Below are 22355 nucleotides of genomic sequence, written 5' to 3'. Positions count from 1 at the left end.
GGTAGGGGCGGCGGGGGCGAAGAAAAGTCCCCCTCAGGGCGTCCGCGCGATCAGGTACCGGAACACGTTGGGCATCCACACCGTCCCGTCCCCCCGCCGGTACGGATGCAGCGCCTCCGCCACCTCCTTGTCGACCTGCGCCTGATCCGTCGCCGCGACGGCCGCGTCGAACAACCCGGTGGACAGTAACCCCCGCACCGCACTGTCGACATCGGCGTACCCGAACGGGCACGCAACCCGCCCCGACCCGTCGGGCCGCAGCCCGGCCCGCTGGGCCACCTCCTCCAGGTCGTCCCGGAGGGCAGGGCGCCAACTCCCCGGAGTACGCAACGGATCCGCCAGCTTGGTGGCCACCCGGAGCACGGACGACGTCGTGCACCGCTCCGGCGGTCCCCAGCCCACCAGCACCACGGGCGTGCCACGACCGGCGAGCGGCGTCGCCTCGGCGAGCAGCTCGGCGAGCCCCTCGGAGTCCCCGGCCACACAGCCGATCGGCTCGAAGGCGGTCACGAGGTTGAACGAGGGCTCCCCAGAGGTCCCGGCCGCACCAGCCGACCCGCCCGCACCGACCGCCCCAGCCACATCCCCAGGGCTCCCGTCGATGACCCGCATCTCCACACGCCCGTGCGAGCCTCGCGAGTCCCACCCCTCCGGCGCCAGCCTCTCCCGAGCCAGATGCACCCGTTCGGGTGACTCCGCGTCGATGCCGGTGACGGTGGCCCCCCGGGAGGCCGCCATCAGAAGAGCGAGCCCGGAACCGCAGCCGAGCCCCAGCACCCGCGTACCGGACCCCACTTCGAGGCGCTCATGGACGGCCTCGTAGAGCGGCACGAGCATCCTTTCCTGGATCTCGGCCCAGTCACGCGCGCGTGTGCCCCGGTCCACGTGGGGCGCTGCCCCCGCGCGAGGTAGGTGCTGCCGCACGAGCGTAGGTGTCATATCGAAAGCGCCCCAATCCGCCGAGAGTTGCCCTGTGTTCTTTCTGGCCCCCGTGCAGTGCGCGCTCGCACTCCCCCGCTTTATCCCCCCGTATGCCAGGAAACTCCGCACCCGACGCCGCGTCCAGTGGTCGCGGGCACCGGCTTGTGCGCCGACTGTGCGCAACGAAAAGAATTCACATCCCCGCAACGTGGCGCCGTACCATCGCGCCATGGCAAAGGCACCCGTTCTCACGCCCCAGGCGGACGACTTCCCCCGCTGGTACCAGGACCTGGTCAACAAGGCCGAGCTGGCCGACAACGGTCCGGTGCGCGGCACCATGGTCATCCGACCGTACGGGTACGGGCTGTGGGAGCGGATGCAGGCCGAGATGGACGCCCGCATCAAGGAGACGGGGACGCAGAACGCGTACTTCCCGCTGCTGATCCCGCAGTCGTACCTCGCACGTGAGGCCGACCACGTCGAGGGCTTCGCGCCCGAGCTGGCCGTGGTCACGCACGGCGGCGGCAAGGAGCTGGAGGAGCCTGCTGTCGTCCGCCCCACCTCCGAGATGATCGTCAACGACTACTTCTCGAAGTGGGTGCAGAGCTACCGCGACCTGCCCCTGCTGATCAACCAGTGGGCCAACGTGGTCCGTTGGGAGCTGCGGCCCCGACTCTTCCTGCGCACCTCCGAGTTCCTCTGGCAGGAGGGCCACACCGCGCACGCCACGTACGAGGACGCACGCGACTTCGCCTCGCACATCCACCGCGAGGTCTACGAGGACTTCATGGTGAACGTCCTGGCGATGGACGTCGTCCCCGGCCGCAAGACCGTCAAGGAGCGCTTCGCGGGGGCCATCAACACCCTCACGCTCGAAGGAATGATGGGCGACGGCAAGGCCCTCCAGATGGCCACCAGTCACGAACTGGGCCAGAACTTCGCCAAGGCCTTCAACACCAGGTACCTGTCCAAGGAGGGCAAGCAGGAGCTCGTCTGGCAGACCTCCTGGGGCTCGACCACCCGCATGATCGGCGCCCTGGTGATGACGCACGGCGACGACAACGGGCTGCGGGTGCCGCCGCGCCTCGCCGCGATCCAGGCCGTCGTCCTCGCGATCAAGGGGGACGACGCGGTTCTGGCCAAGGTCCACGAGATCGGCGACCGGCTGAGGGCGGCGGGCGTACGCGTCCACGTCGACGACCGCACCGACACCCCGTTCGGCCGCCGTGCTGTCGACTGGGAGCTCAAGGGGGTCCCCGTGCGGATCGAGGTCGGCCCCCGCGACCTGGAGAACGGGACCGCGATGCTGGCCCGCCGTATCCCGGGAGGCAAGGAACCGGTTTCCCTGGACTCCCTGGCAGGGCTCCTTCCCACCGTCCTCGAAGAGGACCAGGCCCTGCTCCTGAAGCAGTCCCGCGAGCGCCGTGAGTCCCGTACGACGGACGTGGCGACGTTCGAGGAGGCCGTCGAGGCCGCCACCGTCGGCGGCTGGGCCCGCATCCCGTGGGCCACGCTCGGCGAGGAGGGCGAGGCCAAGCTCGCGGACCACGCGGCGACCGTACGGTGTCTGGTCGCCGAGGACGGGTCGGTGCCGGACGCCGACGACGCACCGGGTAACGTCGCCGTCGTGGCGCGCGCTTACTAGAGCAGCCCGTTCCGCGGAGAGAGAGACCGAAACACCTCTTGCGCACCTGACGACTCCAGGTGCCCCGGCGCGCGGACATCGTCTACGCGCCGGGGAGACGGGCGGACGTACGTGTGACTACGTACCGCCTTGGTATGAGCTGTGAGGCTTCTCCGCAGATCGGCGCACCCGCCCTCGTCAGGTCGCATCAGCGGCAACTGACGGGTACGTGCAAATTATTTGAGATGCCCCGGAATAGGAACACAGCGGGGCCCCGGCTCGTTGTCATTACGTGAGCACGACACAGACACCACCTGTTCTCGCCGCAGAGCTGGCGCAGGCGTGGGCCGATATTCAGCGGCACCACCCCGAGTTGCCGGATCTTGCCGCTCCCGAGTCCCTGATCGGGGAGTCGTCGTCCGCCTGCGGGCACGAGCTCTCCTTCGAGCGACTGCTCCATGAGGCAGTCCACGGCATCGCCGCCGCGCGAGGGGTCCGCGACACCTCGCGCGCCGGCCGCTACCACAACCGCAGATTCCTCGCGATCGCCGAGGAGCTGGGCCTGGACCACCCCGAGGAGCCGCACCCCAGCAGCGGCTTCTCGCTGGTCACGCTCAACCCCGAGGCGAAGCGGCGCTACCGCCCGACCATCGAGCGGCTCCAGCGCGCGCTGAAGGCGCACACCGCCGCGACCGCCGCCGACACGGCCCGCTCCTTCCGCGGCCCGGCCGCCCGCCACGGCTCCTCCGGGGGCGGTGTCCGGGTGAAGGCGGTCTGCGACTGCGGGCGCAACGTCCGGGTCGTTCCGTCGGTCCTGGCCCAGGCGCCGATCGTGTGCGGCGGATGCGGAAAGCCGTTCCGTATCCCCGAGGTGGTCGGCGCGGCGGCGAGCTGAGACGACGGCTGCTCGTGGCAGCCGTACCTCGACAGTCGCAGCGGGACACGAGTGGGCGCGCGGCACCCTGCCCGGACGGTGAGCGGGACGAATCTCACCGAACCGGCGCCGGGTGCCGCTCAGTCATGCCCAAGGCGCCCTGGTGGCCGAGCGATCTCCGGCGTGTGGCACAATGGCTAGCTGTACTCGACAGCCGCACAGGACCCCTCTCTCCTCCGGCTGACGCGTCCATCGGGCACTCGGGTACCGCAACCCCACGCGGCTCTCTCGCCGTGCCCAACCACGTCAAATCCAGGAGAACCCACTCCCGTGGCAGTCAAGATCAAGCTGAAGCGTCTGGGCAAGATCCGTTCGCCTCACTACCGCATCGTCGTCGCCGACTCCCGTACCCGCCGTGACGGCCGGGCCATCGAGGAGATCGGCAAGTACCACCCGACGTACCACCCGTCGGTGATCGAGGTCGACGCCGAGCGTGTCGCGTACTGGCTGGGTGTCGGCGCGCAGCCGACCGAGCCCGTGCTCGCGATCCTCAAGAAGACCGGCGACTGGCAGAAGTACAAGGGCGAGCCCGCCCCGGCGCCGCTGCTCGTCGCCGAGGCCAAGTCCTCGCGCCCGTCGTTCGAGGCTCTCGGCGGCGACGACGAGGCCAAGGGTGAGGCCATCACCCAGAAGAAGAAGGCCGAGAAGAAGGACGAGGCTGCGGCTGAGTCCGAGTCGACTGAGGCCTGAGCATGCTCGAGGAGGCTCTCGAGCACCTCGTGAAGGGCATCGTCGACAACCCTGACGATGTGCAGGTCGCCTCGCGCAACCTGCGCCGCGGGCGCGTCCTCGAGGTCCGGGTCCACCCCGACGACCTCGGCAAGGTGATCGGCCGCAACGGCCGCACCGCGCGCGCCCTGCGCACCGTCGTCGGCGCCATCGGCGGCCGTGGCGTCCGCGTCGACCTCGTCGACGTGGATCAGGTCCACTGACGCAACGCAGCACCGGCTCGGGCCGGGGAAGGTCACTGGGCCGTCCCCGGCCCGCAGTCGTCCGACAGGAGATCTTCAACAGTGCAGCTGGTAGTCGCACGGATCGGCCGCGCCCACGGCATCAAGGGCGAGGTCACCGTCGAGGTGCGTACCGACGAGCCGGAGCTGAGGCTCGCACCCGGCGCCGTACTCCTCACGGATCCCGCCTCGGCGGGACCGCTCACCATCGAGACCGGCAGGGTGCACAGCGGCCGGCTGCTCCTGCGCTTCGAAGGCGTACGCGACCGCACCGCCGCCGAGGCCCTGCGCAACATCCTCCTGATCGCCGAGGTGGACCCGGAGGAGGTCCCCGAGGAAGAGGACGAGTACTACGACCACCAGCTGATCGACCTCGACGTGGTCACCGAGGACGGGGTGGAGGTCGGCCGGATCACCGAGATCTCGCACCTCCCCTCCCAGGACCTCTTCATCGTCGAGCGGCCCGACGGGAGTGAGGTGATGATCCCCTTCGTCGAGGAGATCGTCACCGAGATCGACCTGAAGGAGCAGCGGGCGGTCATCGACCCGCCGCCCGGCCTCATCGACGACCGCGCGGAGACGGTCTCGTCGCGGGACGAGGACGAGGACGAGGACGAGGACGAGGATGAGGGCGGGGACAGGGGCGGCGCATGAGGCTCGACGTGGTCACGATCTTCCCCGAGTACCTCGATCCCCTGAACGTGTCGCTCGTCGGCAAGGCACGCGCGCGTGGACAGCTGAATGTGCACGTGCATGATCTGCGTGCCTGGACGTACGACCGCCACAGCACGGTCGACGACACGCCGTACGGCGGCGGCCCCGGCATGGTCATGAAGACCGAGCCCTGGGGCGACGCGCTGGACTCCGCACTGGCCGACGGCTACGAGACGGGCTCCCACGGTCCCGCCCTCATCGTCCCCACCCCCAGCGGCCGCCCCTTCACCCAGGCGCTCGCCGTCGAACTCTCCGAGCGTCCCTGGCTGATCTTCACGCCCGCCCGTTACGAGGGCATCGATCGCCGCGTCATCGACGAGTACGCGACCCGGATGCCCGTCTACGAGGTGTCCATCGGCGACTACGTCCTCGCCGGCGGCGAGGCGGCCGTCCTCGTCGTCACGGAGGCCGTGGCGCGGCTGCTGCCGGGCGTCCTGGGCAACGCCGAGTCGCACCGGGACGACTCCTTCGCGCCCGGAGCCATGGCCAACCTCCTGGAGGGCCCGGTCTACACGAAGCCGCCCGAGTGGCGCGGCCGTGACATCCCCGACGTGCTGCTCAGCGGTCACCACGGAAAGATCGCGCGCTGGCGCCGGGACGAGGCCCTGAGGCGTACGACGGCCAACCGGCCCGACCTCATCGAGCGCTGCGACCCCAAGGCGTTCGACAAGAAGGACCGCGAGATGCTCTCCATCCTCGGCTGGTCGCCGGACCCCGAGGGGGAGCCGCACGGCCGATTTTGGCGCAGGACAGAGGACGTGGGAGACTAGGTCGCTGTTGTGCGTCGTCCGGCGCGCGCCCCTGCCACAGGGGGACACGACGCCCGCCCCGACACGGACAGCAAACCTCTCGAAGAACCTAGTTCCCGCCGATGACCTGTGGCATGGGCGAAGAAAGCAGACGAAATGTCTCACCTGCTCGACACCGTCGACGCCGCGTCGCTGCGCAGCGACATCCCGGCCTTCCGCCCGGGTGACACCGTCAACGTCCACGTCCGCGTCATCGAGGGCAACCGCTCTCGTGTGCAGCAGTTCAAGGGCGTTGTCATCCGTCGCCAGGGCGACGGTGTCCGCGAGACCTTCACGGTCCGCAAGGTCTCGTTCTCCGTTGGCGTCGAGCGCACCTTCCCGGTGCACACCCCGATCGTCGAGAAGATCGAGCTCGTCACCCGCGGTGACGTCCGTCGCGCGAAGCTGTACTACCTGCGCGACCTCCGCGGCAAGGCGGCGAAGATCAAGGAGAAGCGCGAGAACTGAGCGCGCACTCAGGTGTCGTACAGCGGGGCCGGATAGCATCTGGCCCCGATGGACACCGAAGCACACCACATGGAGCGCGACCGCTCCTCCCGCCCTTCTGAGGACGAGACACAAACGGACAACTCCGGCCGGACGCCGGACGGTTCGGAAGAGATCTCGGACACAGCGGAGCGGGAGGGACGGTCGCGTTTCTCGTTGGTCCCTCTCGTCGCCGACCGGCTCCCCGGCGGGCGGATCACCCTGACCGCACTGTTTTGCCTCGTTTTTCTGCTGCTTCTCAACACGTTCGTGATCCAGCCGTTCCTGATTCCCAGCAGCTCCATGGAGAGCGGATTGAGGATCGGGGACCGTGTTCTCGTAAATAAGTTGGCGTACCGTTTCGGTTCCGAGCCGAGACGGGGTGACGTCGTCGTGTTCGACGGCACCGACTACTTCGGGAACGCTGACTACATCAAGCGCGTTGTCGGCGTTGGGGGAGACCATGTGGTCTGCTGCGACAGGGAGGGGAGGCTCGAGGTGAACGGCCGGTCGGTGGACGAGTCGGCGTTTCTGTACCCGGGGGACAGCCCGTCGGACGTGTCCTTCGATGTGGTCGTGCCCGACGGCACCCTGTTCGTCCTCGGTGACCACCGTAGCGACTCCAGTGACTCCCGCGACCACCTGGGGTCGCCGGGCGGCGGCATGGTTCCCGTCGCGAGAGTGATCGGCAGAGCCGGCTGGGTCGTCTGGCCTGTCAGCCACATGACGACCGTGGACCGCCCCGGCGCCTACGCGCGCGTGCCTGCCGCGTCCACCGCGGACGGTGACCATGGGTAACCGAGGTAAACCCCGCGGGGTCGTCAGCAGCCCCGCCGAGAACCTGCTGCCCACCGGCGCCCGACGGGCCGGCGGAGCGTCCCGGCCGAGCCGTGTCGAGCGGCGCAAGCTCGCCAAGAAGATCAAGCGCCGCAGGCGCCGTTCGGCCCTCAAGGAGATCCCGCTCCTCATAGGCGTCGCGGTGGTCATAGCCCTGGTCCTGAAGACCTTCCTGGTCCAGGCGTTCGTGATCCCGTCGGGCTCGATGGAGAACACGATCCAGATCGGCGACCGCGTCCTGGTCGACAAGCTCACCCCGTGGTTCGGCTCCGAGCCGCAGCGCGGGGACGTCGTCGTGTTCAAGGACCCCGGCGGCTGGCTGGAGGACGAGCAGACGACGGTCAAGCAGGACGACCCCGTCGTGATCAAGCAGGTGAAGGAGGGTCTGCAGTTCATCGGACTGCTGCCCTCCGACAACGAACGGGACCTGATCAAGAGGGTCGTCGCGGTCGGTGGCGACACCGTCAAGTGCTGCGACGCACAGGGCAAGGTCACCGTCAACGGCATGCCGCTCAACGAGTCGTACATCCAACCCGGCAACGCCCCGTCGTCGATCAAGTTCCAGGTGACGGTGCCTCAGGGCCGTCTCTGGGTCATGGGCGACCACCGATCCAACTCCGCCGACTCGCGCTACCACCGCACCGAGTCGTACAACGGCACCGTCGCCATGGACTCCGTCGTCGGCCGTGCCGTGGTCATCGCCTGGCCCATCGGAAACTGGAGTCAACTGGAGGAGCCGGACACGTACGCGTCCGTGCCGAGCGGGTCGACCACCGCCCTCGGTGCGTCGCATAGGGTGGCAGCCGCGGGTCAGAATGGATTGATCCCGCTCCCGACCCCTGCGGAACTCCCGCTCGTTATGGGAGTGGTGGGCCTGCACCGGATGAGGCGTAGGCGGCGGTACGGCGTGAGGAGTGGATGTGGGGGATTTGGCGGTCGGCGCATGGTCCGGACACGGTGGCCCCGAGGAGCAGCCGGAGCGGCCCGACAAAGCGGCATCCCCGGCCGCGGAGGACGCGGTGAACTACGGGAGCGCCGCGGGCCATGGCGGTACGGGAGGTTCCGCAGACTCCGGGAGTGACTTCCCGGAGGGCGAGGGCCCTGGTCAGGGCGCGGACACCTCGGACGACGAAGCGGGACACAAGCCGAGGAAGAAGCAGCGCTCCTTCTGGAAGGAACTCCCGATCCTCGTCGGCATCGCGCTGGTCCTCGCGCTGCTGATCAAGACCTTCCTGGTGCAGGCGTTCTCGATCCCCTCGGACTCGATGCAGAACACCCTCCAGCAGGGCGACCGGGTCCTGGTCGACAAGCTCACCCCGTGGTTCGGCTCCGAGCCCGAGCGCGGCGAGGTCGTCGTCTTCCACGACCCCGACAACTGGCTCGCGGGCGAGCCCACGCCCGATCCCAACCCCGTGCAGCGGGTGCTCAGCTGGATCGGCCTGATGCCCTCCGCCGAGGAGAAGGACCTCATCAAGCGCGTCATCGGCGTCGCGGGCGACACCATCGAGTGCAAGAACACCGGCCCGCTGAAGGTCAACGGCAAGGCGCTGAACGAGGAGTCGTACGTCTACGAGGGGAACACCCCGTGCAGCGTCGACGACCAGGGCGGCCAGTTCAAGGTGAAGGTACCCAAGGGCAAAATCTGGGTCATGGGTGACCACCGGCAGAACTCGCTGGACTCCCGCTACCACCAGAGCGACGCGAACAAGGGATTCGTCCCCGTGGACAACGTCGTGGGCCGTGCGATCGTGGTCGCCTGGCCGCCCACTCGCTGGTCCACGCTGCCGGTTCCCGACACCTTCGACCAGGACCTGAGCGCCGCGGCACCCGGTGCACTCGGCCTCGCGGGCGCGGTTCCGCTGGTGCTGTGGCGCCGCCGACGACTCCTTACCGACGGAAACCCGAGGGTTTCTGGCGGCGGTACCGCCGGGTAGGGTGCCGTCCCAGATCGCCGATCTTCCGCGGCCGGGTACGGCAGTCGGTAGGTCGATTCTCCGACCTGGGAGCACAGGGATGAGCGGGACGACACGTCGTACGGACGAGGGCCACGGACGGCTCGGCAACATGTTGTCGGGACTGGCCGTGGCCCTCGGCTGTGTGCTCTTCCTCGGCGGATTCGGCTGGGGCGCCTTCGTGTACCGGCCGTACACCGTGCCGACCGACTCGATGTCGCCCACCATCACGGCCGGCGACCGGGTCCTGGCCGAGCGGGTGGACGGCTCCGTGGTCAAGCGCGGTGACGTCGTCGTCTTCCGGGAGAAGAGCTGGGGCGAGGACATGCCGCTGGTCAAGCGGGTCGTGGCGGTCGGCGGCGACAAGGTCGCCTGCTGCACGGCCGGCAAGCTGACCGTCAACGGCAAGAAGATCGACGAGGCGTACCTCCCCAAGGGCCAGGACGCGGAGGCGATGGGTATCCCGGAGATCACGGTGCCCGAGGGACGCCTGTTCCTCCTCGGTGACGAGCGCAGCGGCTCACTGGACTCCACGGCCCACCTCACGGAGGCCGGCAGGGGCACGGTGCCGCGCAGCTCCGTGGACGCGCGCGTCGACGCCGTCGTGTGGCCCATGAACGGCATGCTGGCCCGCCCCACGGGCTTCGAGACGCTCGGCTCCCTCTCGTCGCCGGGCCCGCTGCGGCTGATCACGGCCGCGATCATCGTGGGCGCGGTGCTCGTCCTGGGCGGCGGGGCGTACGGGCCGATCGCCAAGCGGATGGCCACGCGTCGCCGCACGACGGCGGCGGTGAGGGAGCCGGCCGGTGCCCGCTGAGGGGCCGTACGAGGACGGCCCGCGCAAGGTGGCCAGGGTCGTGCTGCTGGACCCGCAGGAGCGCGTCCTGCTGCTGCACGGGCACGAACCGGACGATCCGGCGGACCACTGGTGGTTCACTCCGGGCGGCGGCCTGGAGGGCGCCGAGACACGCGAGGAGGCCGCGCTGCGGGAACTCGCGGAGGAGACCGGTATCACCGAGGTCCAACTCGGCCCGGTGCTGTGGCGGCGCCGGTGTTCCTTCCCGTTCGCGGGCCGCCGCTGGGACCAGGACGAGTGGTACTACCTGGCCCGTACGCGCCAGACCACGACCGAGGCGGCCGGCCTCACCGACCTGGAACGCCGCAGCGTCTCCGGAGCGCGCTGGTGGACGTGTCAGGAACTGACCGAAGCACATGAGACGGTGTATCCGACCAGACTCGCCGAGCTGCTGCGCAGGCTGCTCGACGAAGGTCCCCCGGCCAGGCCCGAGGTCCTCGACACGGAAATCGTCTAGGGGCTCACGGGGCTGGCGCACAATGGGGGGACGCACGGCTGAAGGGGAACATGCCATGAGCGCCGAGGACCTCGAGAAGTACGAGACCGAGATGGAGCTCAAGCTCTACCGGGAGTACCGCGATGTCGTCGGTCTGTTCAAATACGTGATCGAGACCGAGCGGCGCTTCTACCTGACCAACGACTACGAGATGCAGGTGCACTCGGTCCAGGGCGAGGTGTTCTTCGAGGTGTCGATGGCGGACGCCTGGGTGTGGGACATGTACCGCCCGGCCCGCTTCGTGAAGCAGGTACGCGTCCTGACGTTCAAGGACGTGAACATCGAGGAGCTGAACAAGAGTGATCTGGAGCTCCCGGGCGGGTGATCCACCGGGGCCGCGTACCCCTTGTGGGTGACGGAGTTGTCCACAGCCGCTGAGTTGTCCACCAAGATCAACAGTGTGGAGGCGGATGCGTGACGGTTGGCACCGGAGGTGGTGCCGACATGAACACACGCAACGGATGCGGCGCACGCACGGCGATCGGCAGGTACGGAGAAGAGCTGGCCGCCCGGCGGCTGACCGAGGCCGGGATGACCGTCCTGGAGCGCAACTGGCGCAGCGGCAGGACCGGCGAGATCGACATCGTGGCCAGGGACGGCGACGTCCTCGTCGTCTGCGAGGTGAAGACCCGCCGCAGCTCCCGCTTCGAACATCCGATGGCCGCCGTCACCCCGGTCAAGGCCGAGCGCCTGCGTGAGCTGGCCGAACACTGGCTCCACGCACACGGAGGAGCGCCGCCGGGTGGCGTGCGCATCGACCTGGTGGGTGTCGTCCTGCCCGAGCGCGGGGCCGCCGTCGTCGAGCATGTGCGAGGGGTGGCCTGATGGGATTCGCCCGTACGTGTTCGGTGGCGCTGGTCGGAGTCGAGGGCGTCGTCGTCGAGGTCCAGGCCGACCTCGAACCGGGTGTCGCGGCGTTCACCCTGGTGGGACTGCCCGACAAGAGTCTGACGGAGAGCCGGGACCGGGTCAGGGCGGCGGTGGCCAACTCCGGCGCCGAGTGGCCCCAGAAGAAGCTCACCGTGGGGCTGAGCCCCGCGTCGGTGCCGAAGGCCGGCAGCGGATTCGATCTCGCCGTCGCCAGCGCCGTCCTGGGCGCCTCCGAGCGGATCGACCCGCGGGTGCTCACGGACATCGTGATGATCGGGGAACTGGGGCTCGACGGCCGGGTCCGTCCGGTGCGCGGCATCCTGCCCGCCGTGCTGGCCGCCGCCGACGCGGGGTACGAGCAGGTGGTGGTCCCGGAGTGCGCGGCCGCGGAGGCGTCGCTGGTACCGGGTGTGTCGGTGCTGGGAGTCCGCAGCCTGCGCCAGCTGATCGCGGTCCTCACGGACGAGCCGGTGCCCGACGAGGAGCCGGACGACGGCCGCCCGGACCCGCTGCTGGCCGGCCTGCGCATGCCGGGAGTGGGCGCGGCCACGGGCGTGCACAGCGTGGGTGCCGCACACCACGACCACGGGCACGACCTCGCCGACGTCGTCGGCCAGCTCTCCGCGCGGACCGCGGTGGAGGTCGCCGCGGCCGGAGGGCACCATCTGTTCCTGGAGGGCCCGCCAGGTGCCGGCAAGACGATGCTCGCCGAGCGGCTGCCGGCCATCCTCCCGACGCTGAGCAGGCAGGAGTCGCTGGAGGTCACGGCCGTCCACTCGGTGGCCGGTCTGCTGCCCGCGGGCAAGCCCCTGGTCGACGTCCCGCCCTACTGCGCCCCTCACCACTCGGCCACCATGCAGGCACTCGTCGGCGGCGGCCAGGGCATCGCCCGGCCGGGCGCGGTGTCGCTGGCCCATCGTGGGGTGCTCTTCCTCGACGAGACGCCCGAGTTCAGCAGCCAGGCCCTCGACGCGTTGCGCCAGCCGCTGGAGGCGGGGCACGTCGTGATCGCTCGCAGCGCGGGCGTGCTGCGGTTCCCGGCGAGGTTCCTGATGGTGCTCGCCGCCAATCCGTGTCCATGCGGTCGCTTCTCACAGAAGGACGACCTGTGCGAGTGCCCGCCCTCCTCGATCCGCCGCTACCAGGCCCGCCTCTCCGGCCCGCTCCTCGACCGGGTGGACCTCAGGGTGGAGGTCGACCGGGTGACGCGCTCCGAGCTGACGGAGCGCGGTGCGCGCGGCGAGCCCACGGCGGTGGTCGCCGACCGGGTGCGCGCGGCCAGGGAGCGGGCGGCCGCACGCCTGGCCGACACGCCGTGGCGGACGAACAGCGAGGTTCCCGGGCGGGAGCTGCGCAGCCGGTGGTACGCCGCGCCGGGCGCCCTGGACGACGCCGAGCGCGGTCTGGAGCGGGGTGTGCTGACCGCGCGCGGACTCGACCGCGTCCTGCGCGTCGCCTGGACCATCGCCGACCTCGTGGGCCACGACCGTCCCGACGCCCTGGACGTCGGCCTCGCCCTGCAGCTGCGGACCGGTGTGCCCCGGGGAGTGCCCATGGCGATCGGAGCGCTGTCATGAGCGGCGTCAGGCGCCCGCGCTCGGGCGAGGAGGAGCCATGAGCCCGGACGGACTCACCGACGCCGAGCGGCTCGACCTGGTCTTCCTCTCCCGGGTCATCGAGCCGGGGGACGAGCTCGGCGGACGGTGGCTGCGCGGGATCGGCGCCCGCGAGACGGTACGGCGGCTCACCGGGGGCGGACCACCGCTGCCGGGGGCGTCGCAGAAGCGGTGGGCAGGGCTGCGCGCCCGCGCCGAGCGTGCGGATCCGCAGCGGGACCTGGCGCAGGCACAGGGCGCCGGAGCCCGGTTCGTCTGTCCCGGCGACGTCGAGTGGCCCGGCCAGCTGGACGACCTGGGGGACACCCGGCCCCTCGGGTTGTGGGTGCGGGGGCGGGTCAGTCTGCGGATGTGGGCGCTGCGCTCGGTCGCGGTCGTGGGCGCCCGGGCCTGTACGGAGTACGGGGCCCACATGGCGGCAGTCCTGGGAGCGGGGCTCGCCGAGCGGGGATGGGTCGTCGTGTCCGGTGGGGCGTACGGCGTCGACGGGGCAGCCCATCGAGGGGCTCTCGGGGCCGGAGGCGCGACCGTCGCCGTGCTGGCCTGCGGGGTGGACCGGCCCTACCCCCGCGGTCACACCCAGCTGATCAGCAGGATCGCCGAACAGGGGCTCGTCGTCGGAGAGCTGCCACCGGGGGACCATCCGACGCCCAGCAGGTTCATCCTCCGCAACCGCGTCATCGCCGCGCTCACCCGCGGGACCGTGGTCGTCGAGGCCGCCTACCGCAGTGGGGCACTCGTCACGGCACGGGCCGCACAGCGCCTGGGGCGGTTCACGATGGGGGTGCCCGGACCGGCGACCAGCGGACTGTCGGCGGGCGTGCACGAGCTGCTGCGCGGGGAGGCGTCGCTGGTCACCGACGCCGCCGAGGTCGCCGAGCTGGTCGGCGACATGGGCGAGCTGGCGCCGGACCGTCGTGGGCCCGTACTGCCGCGTGACCTGCTGGACCCGGGGGCGCGGCGAGTCCTCGACGCGCTCCCCGCACGCCGGGCCGCGACGGCCGGTGCCATCGCCCGCGCCGCCGCCACGGCGGAGGACGACGCGGTCGGCAGACTGTACGAACTGCGAGCACTGGGTTACGTCGAACGACATGGCGAGGGCTGGAAGTTGACACGCCAGGCCATGATCTCCGGCTCATCGGATCGACGCCGATGCTGACCGAGAGTGTTCGGCCGTCCGGGCGAACGCCGACTGCCTCGGCAATTCCCGGAGTTGGCGCCTCCGCGACGTCACGCAGCGCGACAGGCGCGACCCCGCGGAGCGTCCGGCGGAGAGGGTTCGCGTACGGGCGATCCCTCGCCCTTCGCGCACTGCGACGCTCCAGTCACGCTACGCTCACGAGGATTCCGACGCAGACCGCAACTCGACATCACTCCGACAGCTCACCCAGGCACCACCGGTTCACGGCAGAACGGCACAAGGCGACGAATGCCCCAGCACACCTCCGGGTCCGATCGGGCGGCAGTTCCCCCAGCCACCCGCGTCGACGTGCGACCGCCCGCCCCCTCGACGCTCGACGAGCTGTGGCGGTCGTACAAGGCGACGGGCGACGAGCGGCTGCGCGAGCAGCTGATCCTGCACTACTCGCCGCTGGTCAAGTACGTCGCGGGCCGGGTGAGCGTCGGCCTGCCGGCCAACGTCGAGCAGGCGGACTTCGTGTCGTCCGGGGTGTTCGGGCTGATCGACGCCATCGAGAAGTTCGACATCGACCGGGAGATCAAGTTCGAGACGTACGCGATCACGCGCATCCGGGGCGCGATGATCGACGAACTGCGCGCGCTGGACTGGATCCCGCGGTCCGTACGGCAGAAGGCGCGCAACGTCGAGCGGGCCTACGCCACCCTGGAGGCCCGGCTGCGGCGCACCCCGTCCGAGGGCGAGGTGGCCGCCGAGATGGGCATCGCCGTGGACGAACTCCACGCGGTGTTCAGTCAGCTGTCGCTGGCGAACGTGGTGGCCCTGGAGGAGTTGCTGCACGTCGGGGGCGAGGGCGGCGACCGGCTGAGCCTGATGGACACGCTGGAGGACACCGCCGCCGACAACCCCGTGGAGGTGGCGGAGGACCGGGAGCTCAGACGTTTCCTGGCGCGGGCGATCAACACGCTGCCCGAGCGCGAGAAGACCGTCGTCACGCTGTACTACTACGAGGGCCTCACACTCGCGGAGATCGGCAACGTGCTGGGGGTGACCGAGAGCCGGGTCAGCCAGATCCACACCAAGTCCGTGCTCCAGCTGCGGGCGAAGCTGGCGAGTTTCGGCCGTTGACCTGGCCTGAGGCCGCTCCGTCGGGCGAAGCGCCTCCCGTGCCCGGTGATTCGTCCGTAAAGTGGTTGACGTGCCAAGGATTCGAGCGGCCTCCGTGGCCGAGCACCGGTCGATGCAGCGTGCCGCCCTGCTGGACGCGGCGCGCTCCTTGCTGTCCGAGGGTGGGACGGAGGCGCTGACGTTCCCCGCGCTCGCCGAGCGCACGGGACTCGCGCGGTCGTCCGTGTACGAGTACTTCCGGTCGCGGGCCGCCGTGGTCGAGGAGCTCTGCGAGGTCGACTTCCCGCTCTGGGCGGCGGAGGTCGAGGCGGCGATGGCCGTCGCGGACAGTCCCGAACGCAAGGTCGAGGCGTACGTACGGCAGCAGCTGGCCCTGGTCGGGGACCGGCGGCACCGGGCCGTCGTCGCCATCTCGGCCAGTGAACTCGACGCGGGGGCGCGGGAGAAGATCCGCGCCGCGCACGGCGGGCTCGTCGCGATGATCGTCGAAGCCCTGGCGGCCATGGGACACGCACAGCCCCGACTGGCCGCGATGCTGCTCCAGGGCGTGGTCGACGCGGCCGTACGGCGGATCGAGCTCGGCGCGGCGGAGGCCCCCGAAGCGATCACCGAGGCGGCGGTCGCGATGGCGTTGCGGGGCGTGCGCGGCTGAGGTTTCGCTCACCGCCCCGTTGATTCCAGTTCCGCCACTCCGCCACTCCGCCACTTTGGCACGCCCGCCACCGGCAGCAGACGCGACGGCCCCCTGCTCAGCAGCCACGGGGGCAGCAGGGACAGTGGGTCCAGGTAGACGTCCCCTCTGAGCAGGCCCCAGTGCAGACAGGCCGTCGGGCAGTGGGAGGTGCCGGCTTCCAGTGCGCCCAGGACCGTGCCCGCGCCGACCTCGTCCCCTTTCTCCACCGACGCCCGGACCGGTTCGTAAGTCGTCCGCAGGGGTGGTTCGCCCGTGCCCGTCAGCTCCACCGAGACGACTCCGCGCCCCGCGACCCGGCCCGCGAACGCCACCCGACCCGGCGCGACGGCCCGTACCGGAGCGCCGATGTCCGCCGCCAGGTCCACGCCCCGGTGGCCCCGGCCGTACGCCGTCGCCGGTGGCTCCCAGCCCCGTACGACCGAGGGGCGCAGCCCCACGGGCCAGTTCCGCCCGACGGCCACCACCGGCGGGCCGGATCCCGGCGGCTTCTCCTCGTCCCCCGGCGGCTTCTCCACGTCCCCCGGCGGCTCCGCCGCTGGTATCGGCGGTGCCTCGCCCGCCGGCGACGCGACCGGCCCACCGCGCCACGCCGAAGCCCGCGCACCCGCTTCCGGCGGGATCATCGCCACGGCGACGGCCATCAGCGCCAGGAACGGGCCCGGCCACGTCCCCATCCTCATCCCCGTCCACGTACATCGTTTCGCTCGCATGCGAGAACCGTGCCGGAGTGCGGTCGATCATGGCCGGGATCTGTGGACCACCGGCGGGTTGTGGATATCGGCGTCACCCGGGGCCCCGTGGGTCCCGTACACTTCTGATGGCGACCCGGGCCACCGGGTCGACTTCGCACGCCCCGATACGAGGCCCGTCAGTGGTCCGTATCAGCGCCCCTCGGTCCTTAGCGGCACGGCGCGTCGTGGGCGTCAGGCGCGGGTGCCGTCCGGCACGCGCGGCACAACCGAGAAACACAAGGAGAACGGCCATGGCCGTCGTCACGATGCGGGAGCTGCTGGAGAGCGGCGTCCACTTCGGTCACCAGACCCGTCGTTGGAACCCGAAGATGAAGCGCTTCATCTTCACGGAGCGCAACGGCATCTACATCATCGACCTGCTCCAGTCGCTGTCGTACATCGACCGCGCCTACGAGTTCGTCAAGGAGACCGTCGCCCACGGCGGCACGGTCATGTTCGTCGGTACGAAGAAGCAGGCGCAGGAGGCCATCGCCGAGCAGGCCACCCGCGTCGGCATGCCCTACGTCAACCAGCGCTGGCTGGGCGGCATGCTCACCAACTTCTCGACCGTCTACAAGCGTCTGCAGCGCCTCAAGGAGCTCGAGCAGATCGACTTCGAGGACGTCGCCGCCTCCGGTCTGACCAAGAAGGAGCTGCTGGTCCTCTCCCGCGAGAAGGCCAAGCTGGAGAAGACCCTCGGCGGTATCCGCGAGATGCAGAAGGTGCCCAGCGCCGTCTGGATCGTGGACACCAAGAAGGAGCACATCGCGGTCGGTGAGGCCCGGAAGCTCAACATCCCGGTCGTCGCCATCCTGGACACCAACTGCGACCCCGACGAGGTCGACTACAAGATCCCGGGCAACGACGACGCGATCCGCTCCGTCACCCTGCTCACCCGCGTGATCGCCGACGCCGTCGCCGAGGGCCTCATCTCCCGCTCCGGTGTCGCCGCCGAGGCCAAGGGTGAGAAGGCCGCGGGCGAGCCGCTCGCCGAGTGGGAGCGCGACCTGCTCGAGGGTGGCGAGAAGAAGGCCGAGGAGAAGGCTGAGGAGGCCCCGGCCGCCGAGGCTCCGGCCGCCGAGGCCGAGAAGCCGGCTGAGGCTCCCGCCGCTGAGGCCGAGAAGCCGGCCGAGGCTCCGGCCGCCGAGGCTCCGGCCGCCGACGCCGAGCAGGCCTGACACCAGGGCGTTGACGGCGGGAGCGGCGACATGAACTCCGCTCCCGCCGTTCACCCGTAGGTCAACGGCGCGTCAGGGATCCACGGCTACCTGTGGATCGCAGAACCCCGTAGATCTTCGATCCTCCAGACTTCGAGAAAGATTCACAGACTCATGGCGAACTACACCGCCGCCGACGTCAAGAAGCTCCGTGAGCTCACCGGCGCCGGCATGATGGACTGCAAGAAGGCGCTGGACGAGGCCGAGGGCAACGTCGAGAAGGCCGTCGAGGCGCTCCGCATCAAGGGCCAGAAGGGCGTCGCCAAGCGCGAGGGCCGTTCCGCCGAGAACGGCGCCGTGGTCTCCCTCATCGCCGACGACAACTCCTCCGGCGTCCTGGTCGAGCTGAAGTGCGAGACGGACTTCGTCGCCAAGGGCGAGAAGTTCCAGGCCGCCGCCAACACGATCGCCGAGCACGTCGCCAAGACCTCCCCGGCCGACATCGAGGCGCTGCTCGCCTCCGAGATCGAGCCCGGCAAGACCGTCCAGGCGTTCGTCGACGAGGCCAACGCCAACCTGGGCGAGAAGATCGTCCTGGACCGCTTCGCGCAGTTCGCCGACGGCTTCGTCCTCGCGTACATGCACCGCACGATGCCCGACCTGCCCCCGCAGATCGGTGTCCTCGTCGAGCTGGACAAGCCGGACGCGGACGTCGCCAAGGGCATCGCCCAGCACATCGCCGCCTTCGCGCCGAAGTACCTCTCCAAGGAGGACGTCCCGGCCGAGGTCGTCGAGTCCGAGCGCCGCGTCGCCGAGGAGACCACCCGCGCCGAGGGCAAGCCCGAGGCCGCCCTGCCGAAGATCGTCGAGGGTCGCCTCAACGGCTTCTTCAAGGACGCCACGCTGCTCGGCCAGCCGTACGCGCTGGACAACAAGAAGTCCGTACAGAAGATCCTGGACGAGGCCGGTGTCACCCTGAAGCGCTTCACGCGCATCAAGGTCGGCATCTGAGTCCGTACCGCGATCGACGCGCGACCCCGCTAGGGTCGACAGCAGTCGTCCGTGTCGTTCGCGTATGCCGTCCCGCACACGCGTGACGGACGACAGCAGATCTGACGAGGAGGCCGTTGCCGCGCATGGGATGCGAAACACACCCCACCGGCAATGGCCTTCTTCGTATGTGCAACAGGTACGAAGAGGCGGGATCTCCATGACGACCAAGGCCCAGAAGAGCGACGACGGCAAAGTGCGCGGCCGGTTTCTGCTGAAGCTGTCCGGAGAGGCCTTCTCCGGCGGTGGCGGCCTGGGCGTGGACCCCGACGTGGTGCACAAGATCGCCCGCGAGATCGCGGCGGTCGTACGGGACGGCGCGCAGGTCGCGGTCGTCATCGGCGGCGGCAACTTCTTCCGCGGCGCCGAACTCCAGCAGCGCGGCATGGACCGCGCCCGGTCCGACTACATGGGCATGCTCGGCACCGTGATGAACTGCCTCGCCCTCCAGGACTTCCTGGAGAACGAGGGCATCGACAGCCGGGTCCAGACCGCCATCACCATGGGCCAGGTCGCCGAGCCCTACATCCCGCTGCGCGCCGTGCGCCATCTGGAGAAGGGGCGCGTCGTCATCTTCGGCGCCGGTATGGGCATGCCGTACTTCTCCACCGACACCACCGCCGCCCAGCGCGCCCTGGAGATCGACGCCGAGGCACTGCTGATGGGCAAGAACGGCGTGGACGGGGTCTACGACTCCGACCCCAAGACCAACCCGGACGCGGTCAAGTTCGACTCCCTCGGATACGGCGAGGTCATCACCCGCGACCTCAAGGTCGCCGACGCCACCGCGATCACCCTGTGCCGCGACAACAAGCTGCCGATCCTCGTGTTCGAGCTTCTGGCGGAGGGAAATATCGCGCGGGCCGTCAAGGGTGAGAAGATCGGCACTCTCGTGGGCGAACAGGGCAGCGGGGCCTGACCTGGGACCACCCCTGCCGGGGGGACGGACCCTGACCGGGGGATGGACAATGTTCTGATGGTCGGGAACCGTGCAGGAAAGAGACGCGACGCAGCCGGCCGCCGACGTGACAGAGAACAGCAGCCGGGCCTACTCAAGACACGCAGGAGCAAGTGGTGATCGAAGAGACCCTCCTCGAAGCCGAGGAGAAGATGGAGAAGGCCGTCGTGGTCGCCAAGGAGGACTTCGCCGCGATCCGCACCGGTCGTGCGCACCCGGCGATGTTCAACAAGATCGTGGCGGACTACTACGGAGCGCTGACGCCGATCAACCAGCTGGCTTCGTTCTCGGTGCCGGAGCCGCGCATGGCCGTGGTGACCCCGTTCGACAAGAGCGCGCTGCGCAACATCGAACAGGCGATCCGTGACTCCGACCTGGGCGTCAACCCGAGCAACGACGGCAACATCATCCGTGTGGTGTTCCCCGAGCTCACCGAGGAGCGCCGTCGCGACTACATCAAGGTCGCCAAGACGAAGGGCGAGGACGCCAAGGTGTCCATCCGCTCCGTCCGCCGCAAGGCCAAGGACGCCATCGACAAGCTGATCAAGGACGGCGAGGTCGGCGAGGACGAGGGCCGCCGCGCGGAGAAGGAGCTCGACGACACCACCGCGAAGTACGTCACCCAGGTGGACGAGCTCCTCAAGCACAAGGAAGCGGAGCTGCTCGAAGTCTGATGAACGAGTCTTCCTGGGGGGCGCCGCCACAAGCCGGGTACTGGGGGCCGTCCGACCACGGGCCTGTCCAGGGGGCTGCCCCGGCGGCCCCGGCGGGTCCCGCATACGATGCGCCTGAGGCCCCGCACACTCGGCCCATGCCCATCGTGCCCGACGTGCCCGCGCATGGCGGAAACCAGGATGACGACCGGGGGGCCGCTCGGATGGGCGGCCCCCCGTTCCACAACGAGATGCCGTCGGCGCAGCCCCACGGGGCCGCGCCGCAGAAGCCGGAACCCATGTCCGACGCCCCTCAGCCCGCCCCGCAGAAGAAGAGCGCGGGCCGTGACCTGAGCGCCGCGATAGGGGTCGGTGTCGGGCTCGGGGTGGTGATCGTCGCCTCGTTGTTCATCGTCAAGGCCGTCTTCGTGGGCGTGGTCGCGGTCGCGGTGGTGGTGGGCCTGTGGGAGCTCACGTCGCGCCTGCAGGAGCGCAAGTCCATCAAGGCGCCCCTCGTACCGCTCGCGGTCGGCGGTGCGGCGATGGTCGTTGCCGGGTACGTACGGGGCACCGAAGGCGCGTGGGTGGCCATGGCGCTGACCGCGCTCGCGGTGCTGGTCTGGCGTATGACGGAGCCGCCGGAGAACTACCTCAAGGACGTCACGGCGGGCGTCTTCGCGGCCTTCTACGTCCCGTTCCTGGCCACGTTCGTCGCGCTGATGCTCGCCGCGGACGACGGGCACTGGCGGGTCCTGACGTTCCTGCTCCTGACGGTCGTCAGCGACACGGGCGCGTACGCGGTCGGCTGGCGCTTCGGCACGCACAAGCTCGCCCCGCGCATCAGCCCCGGCAAGACCCGCGAGGGCCTGCTCGGCGCGATCGCGTTCGCCATGGTGGCGGGCGCCCTGTGCATGCAGTTCCTCATCGAGGACGGCACCTGGTGGCAGGGCCTGCTCCTCGGTCTCGCGGTCGCGGCCAGCGCCACGCTGGGCGACCTCGGCGAGTCGATGATCAAGCGCGACCTGGGCATCAAGGACATGGGCACGCTCCTGCCGGGCCACGGCGGGATCATGGACCGCCTGGACTCACTGCTGCCCACCGCTCCGGTGGTGTGGCTGCTGTTCGTCCTCTTCGTGGGGTCCGGCTGACCGCCGCACCGGTTCGCTCTCTTCACCACCCCTTCCGTTCGTAGGATCACGTACGACGATCCGCGTGACGGGAGGGGTGGGGCGTATGCGAGACCCGCGGAGCCTGGCCGAACTCCAGGAGTGGCTGCGGAGCAAAGGCATCCCGTACGACTCCTGGGGCATCGGCGCCGTCAAGTCCGTACGGAACCTGTGGGACGAGATCACCTCGGGCGAGGCGACCCTCTCGGACGACCCGCCGCTGCGCCGGGTCTCGGTCGTCAGCGTGCGCGTGGTGGCGGACGGCAGACAGCTCACGGAAGTCGGCCAGCTCATGGCCAACGGAGCCGTACGGAAGAGGAACTCACCGCCCACCGAGAAGATGAAGCCGGGGGAGACGCCGATCACGGCGGCGCTTCGGTGCCTGGCCGAGGAACTCGGAGTCCGGGACACAGACGTCACCATCGACCCACAGTCCCTGTCGGTGACCGTCGAGCAGGACGCCTCACCTTCGTACCCCGGCCTGACCAGCGAATACCGCCTCCACACGGTCGACGCCCAGGTCGTCGGCCTCCCCGGCACGAGCTTCACGACCGACGAGGCCTCCGACGACGCCGATGCGGTGATCTCCACGCACTACTGGGAGTGGCGGTAACGGGGGCGGGCTTCGCCCAGGGG

At 70.0% G+C, this 22355-nt stretch carries 26 protein-coding genes; 24 read left to right on the top strand and 2 right to left on the bottom strand.

Going from position 1 to position 22355, the window contains the following annotated elements; all coding sequences use genetic code 11:
• Positions 1-33 precede the first annotated feature (33 nt).
• Positions 34-939, bottom strand: coding sequence for a class I SAM-dependent methyltransferase (locus FNH08_RS17940; protein WP_152772494.1), 906 nt, complete (start codon positions 937-939; stop codon positions 34-36).
• Between the two features lie 211 nt (positions 940-1150).
• On the opposite strand from FNH08_RS17940, the gene proS reads away from it, so the two are divergent.
• The 18 genes from proS to FNH08_RS17850 all read left to right on the top strand — a co-directional run bounded on the left by proS (position 1151) and on the right by FNH08_RS17850 (position 15962).
• Positions 1151-2566: a proline--tRNA ligase gene (proS, locus tag FNH08_RS17935; protein WP_152772493.1), complete on the top strand. Its 1416-nt coding sequence runs from the start codon at positions 1151-1153 to the stop codon at positions 2564-2566.
• Between the two features lie 271 nt (positions 2567-2837).
• The gene (locus FNH08_RS17930; protein ID WP_322724745.1) at positions 2838-3440 is read left to right on the top strand and encodes a hypothetical protein; all 603 of its coding nucleotides are present in this window, start codon (positions 2838-2840) and stop codon (positions 3438-3440) included.
• Between the two features lie 309 nt (positions 3441-3749).
• A complete protein-coding gene (rpsP, locus tag FNH08_RS17925; RefSeq protein ID WP_322724744.1) occupies positions 3750-4169 on the top strand; it encodes a 30S ribosomal protein S16 in 420 nt (139 codons plus the stop codon).
• A gap of 2 nt (positions 4170-4171) precedes the next feature.
• Complete coding sequence (locus FNH08_RS17920) at positions 4172-4411, top strand: RNA-binding protein (RefSeq protein ID WP_030361979.1); 240 nt, start codon at positions 4172-4174, stop codon at positions 4409-4411.
• Between the two features lie 81 nt (positions 4412-4492).
• Positions 4493-5083 carry a ribosome maturation factor RimM gene (gene rimM, locus FNH08_RS17915; protein WP_322724742.1) on the top strand — a complete coding sequence of 197 codons (591 nt, stop codon included), beginning with the start codon at positions 4493-4495 and terminating at the stop codon, positions 5081-5083.
• The gene (trmD, locus tag FNH08_RS17910) at positions 5080-5913 is read left to right on the top strand and encodes a tRNA (guanosine(37)-N1)-methyltransferase TrmD (RefSeq protein WP_152772492.1); all 834 of its coding nucleotides are present in this window, start codon (positions 5080-5082) and stop codon (positions 5911-5913) included. The genes rimM and trmD overlap by 4 nt, the downstream gene beginning before the upstream one ends.
• A gap of 135 nt (positions 5914-6048) precedes the next feature.
• The gene (rplS, locus tag FNH08_RS17905) at positions 6049-6399 is read left to right on the top strand and encodes a 50S ribosomal protein L19 (protein WP_152772491.1); all 351 of its coding nucleotides are present in this window, start codon (positions 6049-6051) and stop codon (positions 6397-6399) included.
• A gap of 48 nt (positions 6400-6447) precedes the next feature.
• Complete coding sequence (lepB, locus tag FNH08_RS17900) at positions 6448-7215, top strand: signal peptidase I (protein ID WP_152772490.1); 768 nt, start codon at positions 6448-6450, stop codon at positions 7213-7215.
• Positions 7208-8335 (top strand): signal peptidase I, encoded by a 1128-nt coding sequence (gene lepB, locus FNH08_RS17895; protein WP_322724741.1) that lies wholly within the window; start codon positions 7208-7210, stop codon positions 8333-8335. Before lepB (FNH08_RS17900) ends, lepB (FNH08_RS17895) begins: the two co-directional genes overlap by 8 nt.
• A complete protein-coding gene (lepB, locus tag FNH08_RS17890) occupies positions 8274-9188 on the top strand; it encodes a signal peptidase I (RefSeq protein ID WP_322724740.1) in 915 nt (304 codons plus the stop codon). Before lepB (FNH08_RS17895) ends, lepB (FNH08_RS17890) begins: the two co-directional genes overlap by 62 nt.
• 79 nt (positions 9189-9267) lie before the next feature.
• Entirely contained in the window at positions 9268-10023 is a 756-nt protein-coding gene (lepB, locus tag FNH08_RS17885; protein WP_152772489.1) for a signal peptidase I, read from the top strand.
• Entirely contained in the window at positions 10013-10519 is a 507-nt protein-coding gene (locus tag FNH08_RS17880) for an NUDIX hydrolase (RefSeq protein WP_322724739.1), read from the top strand. The genes lepB (FNH08_RS17885) and FNH08_RS17880 overlap by 11 nt, the downstream gene beginning before the upstream one ends.
• A 55-nt stretch (positions 10520-10574) precedes the next feature.
• Positions 10575-10883, top strand: a complete 309-nt coding sequence (locus FNH08_RS17875; RefSeq protein WP_003965949.1) for a DUF2469 domain-containing protein — start codon at positions 10575-10577, stop codon at positions 10881-10883.
• Positions 10884-11002: 119 nt separating this feature from the next.
• On the top strand, positions 11003-11383 hold the full coding sequence (locus FNH08_RS17870; RefSeq protein ID WP_152772488.1) for a YraN family protein: 381 nt from the start codon (positions 11003-11005) through the stop codon (positions 11381-11383).
• Positions 11383-13005 carry a YifB family Mg chelatase-like AAA ATPase gene (locus FNH08_RS17865; RefSeq protein WP_152772487.1) on the top strand — a complete coding sequence of 541 codons (1623 nt, stop codon included), beginning with the start codon at positions 11383-11385 and terminating at the stop codon, positions 13003-13005. The genes FNH08_RS17870 and FNH08_RS17865 overlap by 1 nt, the downstream gene beginning before the upstream one ends.
• Before the next feature lie 37 nt (positions 13006-13042).
• A complete protein-coding gene (gene dprA, locus FNH08_RS17860) occupies positions 13043-14203 on the top strand; it encodes a DNA-processing protein DprA (protein ID WP_152772486.1) in 1161 nt (386 codons plus the stop codon).
• Between the two features lie 270 nt (positions 14204-14473).
• Positions 14474-15310, top strand: a complete 837-nt coding sequence (gene whiG / locus FNH08_RS17855) for an RNA polymerase sigma factor WhiG (RefSeq protein ID WP_152772485.1) — start codon at positions 14474-14476, stop codon at positions 15308-15310.
• Between the two features lie 94 nt (positions 15311-15404).
• The gene (locus FNH08_RS17850) at positions 15405-15962 is read left to right on the top strand and encodes a TetR/AcrR family transcriptional regulator (protein ID WP_322724746.1); all 558 of its coding nucleotides are present in this window, start codon (positions 15405-15407) and stop codon (positions 15960-15962) included.
• Between the two features lie 8 nt (positions 15963-15970).
• On the opposite strand, the gene FNH08_RS17845 is transcribed toward FNH08_RS17850, so the two are convergent.
• Positions 15971-16678 (bottom strand): M23 family metallopeptidase, encoded by a 708-nt coding sequence (locus FNH08_RS17845; protein ID WP_228034197.1) that lies wholly within the window; start codon positions 16676-16678, stop codon positions 15971-15973.
• Between the two features lie 308 nt (positions 16679-16986).
• Between FNH08_RS17845 and rpsB the strand changes: the two genes are divergently transcribed.
• The 6 genes from rpsB to FNH08_RS17815 all read left to right on the top strand — a co-directional run bounded on the left by rpsB (position 16987) and on the right by FNH08_RS17815 (position 22332).
• Entirely contained in the window at positions 16987-17913 is a 927-nt protein-coding gene (gene rpsB / locus FNH08_RS17840) for a 30S ribosomal protein S2 (RefSeq protein ID WP_152772484.1), read from the top strand.
• A 153-nt stretch (positions 17914-18066) separates the two neighbouring features.
• Positions 18067-18903, top strand: a complete 837-nt coding sequence (gene tsf, locus FNH08_RS17835) for a translation elongation factor Ts (protein ID WP_152772483.1) — start codon at positions 18067-18069, stop codon at positions 18901-18903.
• A 199-nt stretch (positions 18904-19102) separates the two neighbouring features.
• A complete protein-coding gene (pyrH, locus tag FNH08_RS17830) occupies positions 19103-19861 on the top strand; it encodes a UMP kinase (RefSeq protein WP_152772482.1) in 759 nt (252 codons plus the stop codon).
• A gap of 155 nt (positions 19862-20016) precedes the next feature.
• Positions 20017-20574 (top strand): ribosome recycling factor, encoded by a 558-nt coding sequence (gene frr, locus FNH08_RS17825; RefSeq protein ID WP_322724738.1) that lies wholly within the window; start codon positions 20017-20019, stop codon positions 20572-20574.
• Positions 20574-21701 carry a phosphatidate cytidylyltransferase gene (locus FNH08_RS17820; RefSeq protein WP_152772481.1) on the top strand — a complete coding sequence of 376 codons (1128 nt, stop codon included), beginning with the start codon at positions 20574-20576 and terminating at the stop codon, positions 21699-21701. The genes frr and FNH08_RS17820 overlap by 1 nt, the downstream gene beginning before the upstream one ends.
• An 85-nt stretch (positions 21702-21786) precedes the next feature.
• Entirely contained in the window at positions 21787-22332 is a 546-nt protein-coding gene (locus FNH08_RS17815) for an NUDIX domain-containing protein (protein WP_152772480.1), read from the top strand.
• Positions 22333-22355: the final 23 nt, after the last annotated feature.

The organism is Streptomyces spongiae (assembly GCF_009377185.1).
Taxonomy (GTDB): domain Bacteria; phylum Actinomycetota; class Actinomycetes; order Streptomycetales; family Streptomycetaceae; genus Streptomyces; species Streptomyces spongiae.
Note: the sequence above shows the minus strand (reverse complement) of the source record. Positions and strands in the feature narration are given on the sequence as shown.

What these genes read in the sequence shown, in the direction of transcription:
- FNH08_RS17940 (WP_152772494.1), bottom strand. Translation starts at nt 939, where the DNA reads ATGACACCTACGCTCGTGCGGCAGCACCTACCTCGCGCGGGGGCAGCG.
- proS (WP_152772493.1), top strand. Translation starts at nt 1,151, where the DNA reads ATGGCAAAGGCACCCGTTCTCACGCCCCAGGCGGACGACTTCCCCCGC.
- FNH08_RS17920 (WP_030361979.1), top strand. Translation starts at nt 4,172, where the DNA reads ATGCTCGAGGAGGCTCTCGAGCACCTCGTGAAGGGCATCGTCGACAAC.
- trmD (WP_152772492.1), top strand. Translation starts at nt 5,080, where the DNA reads ATGAGGCTCGACGTGGTCACGATCTTCCCCGAGTACCTCGATCCCCTG.
- rplS (WP_152772491.1), top strand. Translation starts at nt 6,049, where the DNA reads ATGTCTCACCTGCTCGACACCGTCGACGCCGCGTCGCTGCGCAGCGAC.
- lepB (WP_152772490.1), top strand. Translation starts at nt 6,448, where the DNA reads ATGGACACCGAAGCACACCACATGGAGCGCGACCGCTCCTCCCGCCCT.
- lepB (WP_322724741.1), top strand. Translation starts at nt 7,208, where the DNA reads ATGGGTAACCGAGGTAAACCCCGCGGGGTCGTCAGCAGCCCCGCCGAG.
- lepB (WP_152772489.1), top strand. Translation starts at nt 9,268, where the DNA reads ATGAGCGGGACGACACGTCGTACGGACGAGGGCCACGGACGGCTCGGC.
- FNH08_RS17875 (WP_003965949.1), top strand. Translation starts at nt 10,575, where the DNA reads ATGAGCGCCGAGGACCTCGAGAAGTACGAGACCGAGATGGAGCTCAAG.
- FNH08_RS17870 (WP_152772488.1), top strand. Translation starts at nt 11,003, where the DNA reads ATGAACACACGCAACGGATGCGGCGCACGCACGGCGATCGGCAGGTAC.
- FNH08_RS17865 (WP_152772487.1), top strand. Translation starts at nt 11,383, where the DNA reads ATGGGATTCGCCCGTACGTGTTCGGTGGCGCTGGTCGGAGTCGAGGGC.
- dprA (WP_152772486.1), top strand. Translation starts at nt 13,043, where the DNA reads ATGAGCCCGGACGGACTCACCGACGCCGAGCGGCTCGACCTGGTCTTC.
- whiG (WP_152772485.1), top strand. Translation starts at nt 14,474, where the DNA reads ATGCCCCAGCACACCTCCGGGTCCGATCGGGCGGCAGTTCCCCCAGCC.
- FNH08_RS17845 (WP_228034197.1), bottom strand. Translation starts at nt 16,678, where the DNA reads ATGGGGACGTGGCCGGGCCCGTTCCTGGCGCTGATGGCCGTCGCCGTG.
- rpsB (WP_152772484.1), top strand. Translation starts at nt 16,987, where the DNA reads ATGGCCGTCGTCACGATGCGGGAGCTGCTGGAGAGCGGCGTCCACTTC.
- tsf (WP_152772483.1), top strand. Translation starts at nt 18,067, where the DNA reads ATGGCGAACTACACCGCCGCCGACGTCAAGAAGCTCCGTGAGCTCACC.
- pyrH (WP_152772482.1), top strand. Translation starts at nt 19,103, where the DNA reads ATGACGACCAAGGCCCAGAAGAGCGACGACGGCAAAGTGCGCGGCCGG.
- FNH08_RS17820 (WP_152772481.1), top strand. Translation starts at nt 20,574, where the DNA reads ATGAACGAGTCTTCCTGGGGGGCGCCGCCACAAGCCGGGTACTGGGGG.
- FNH08_RS17815 (WP_152772480.1), top strand. Translation starts at nt 21,787, where the DNA reads ATGCGAGACCCGCGGAGCCTGGCCGAACTCCAGGAGTGGCTGCGGAGC.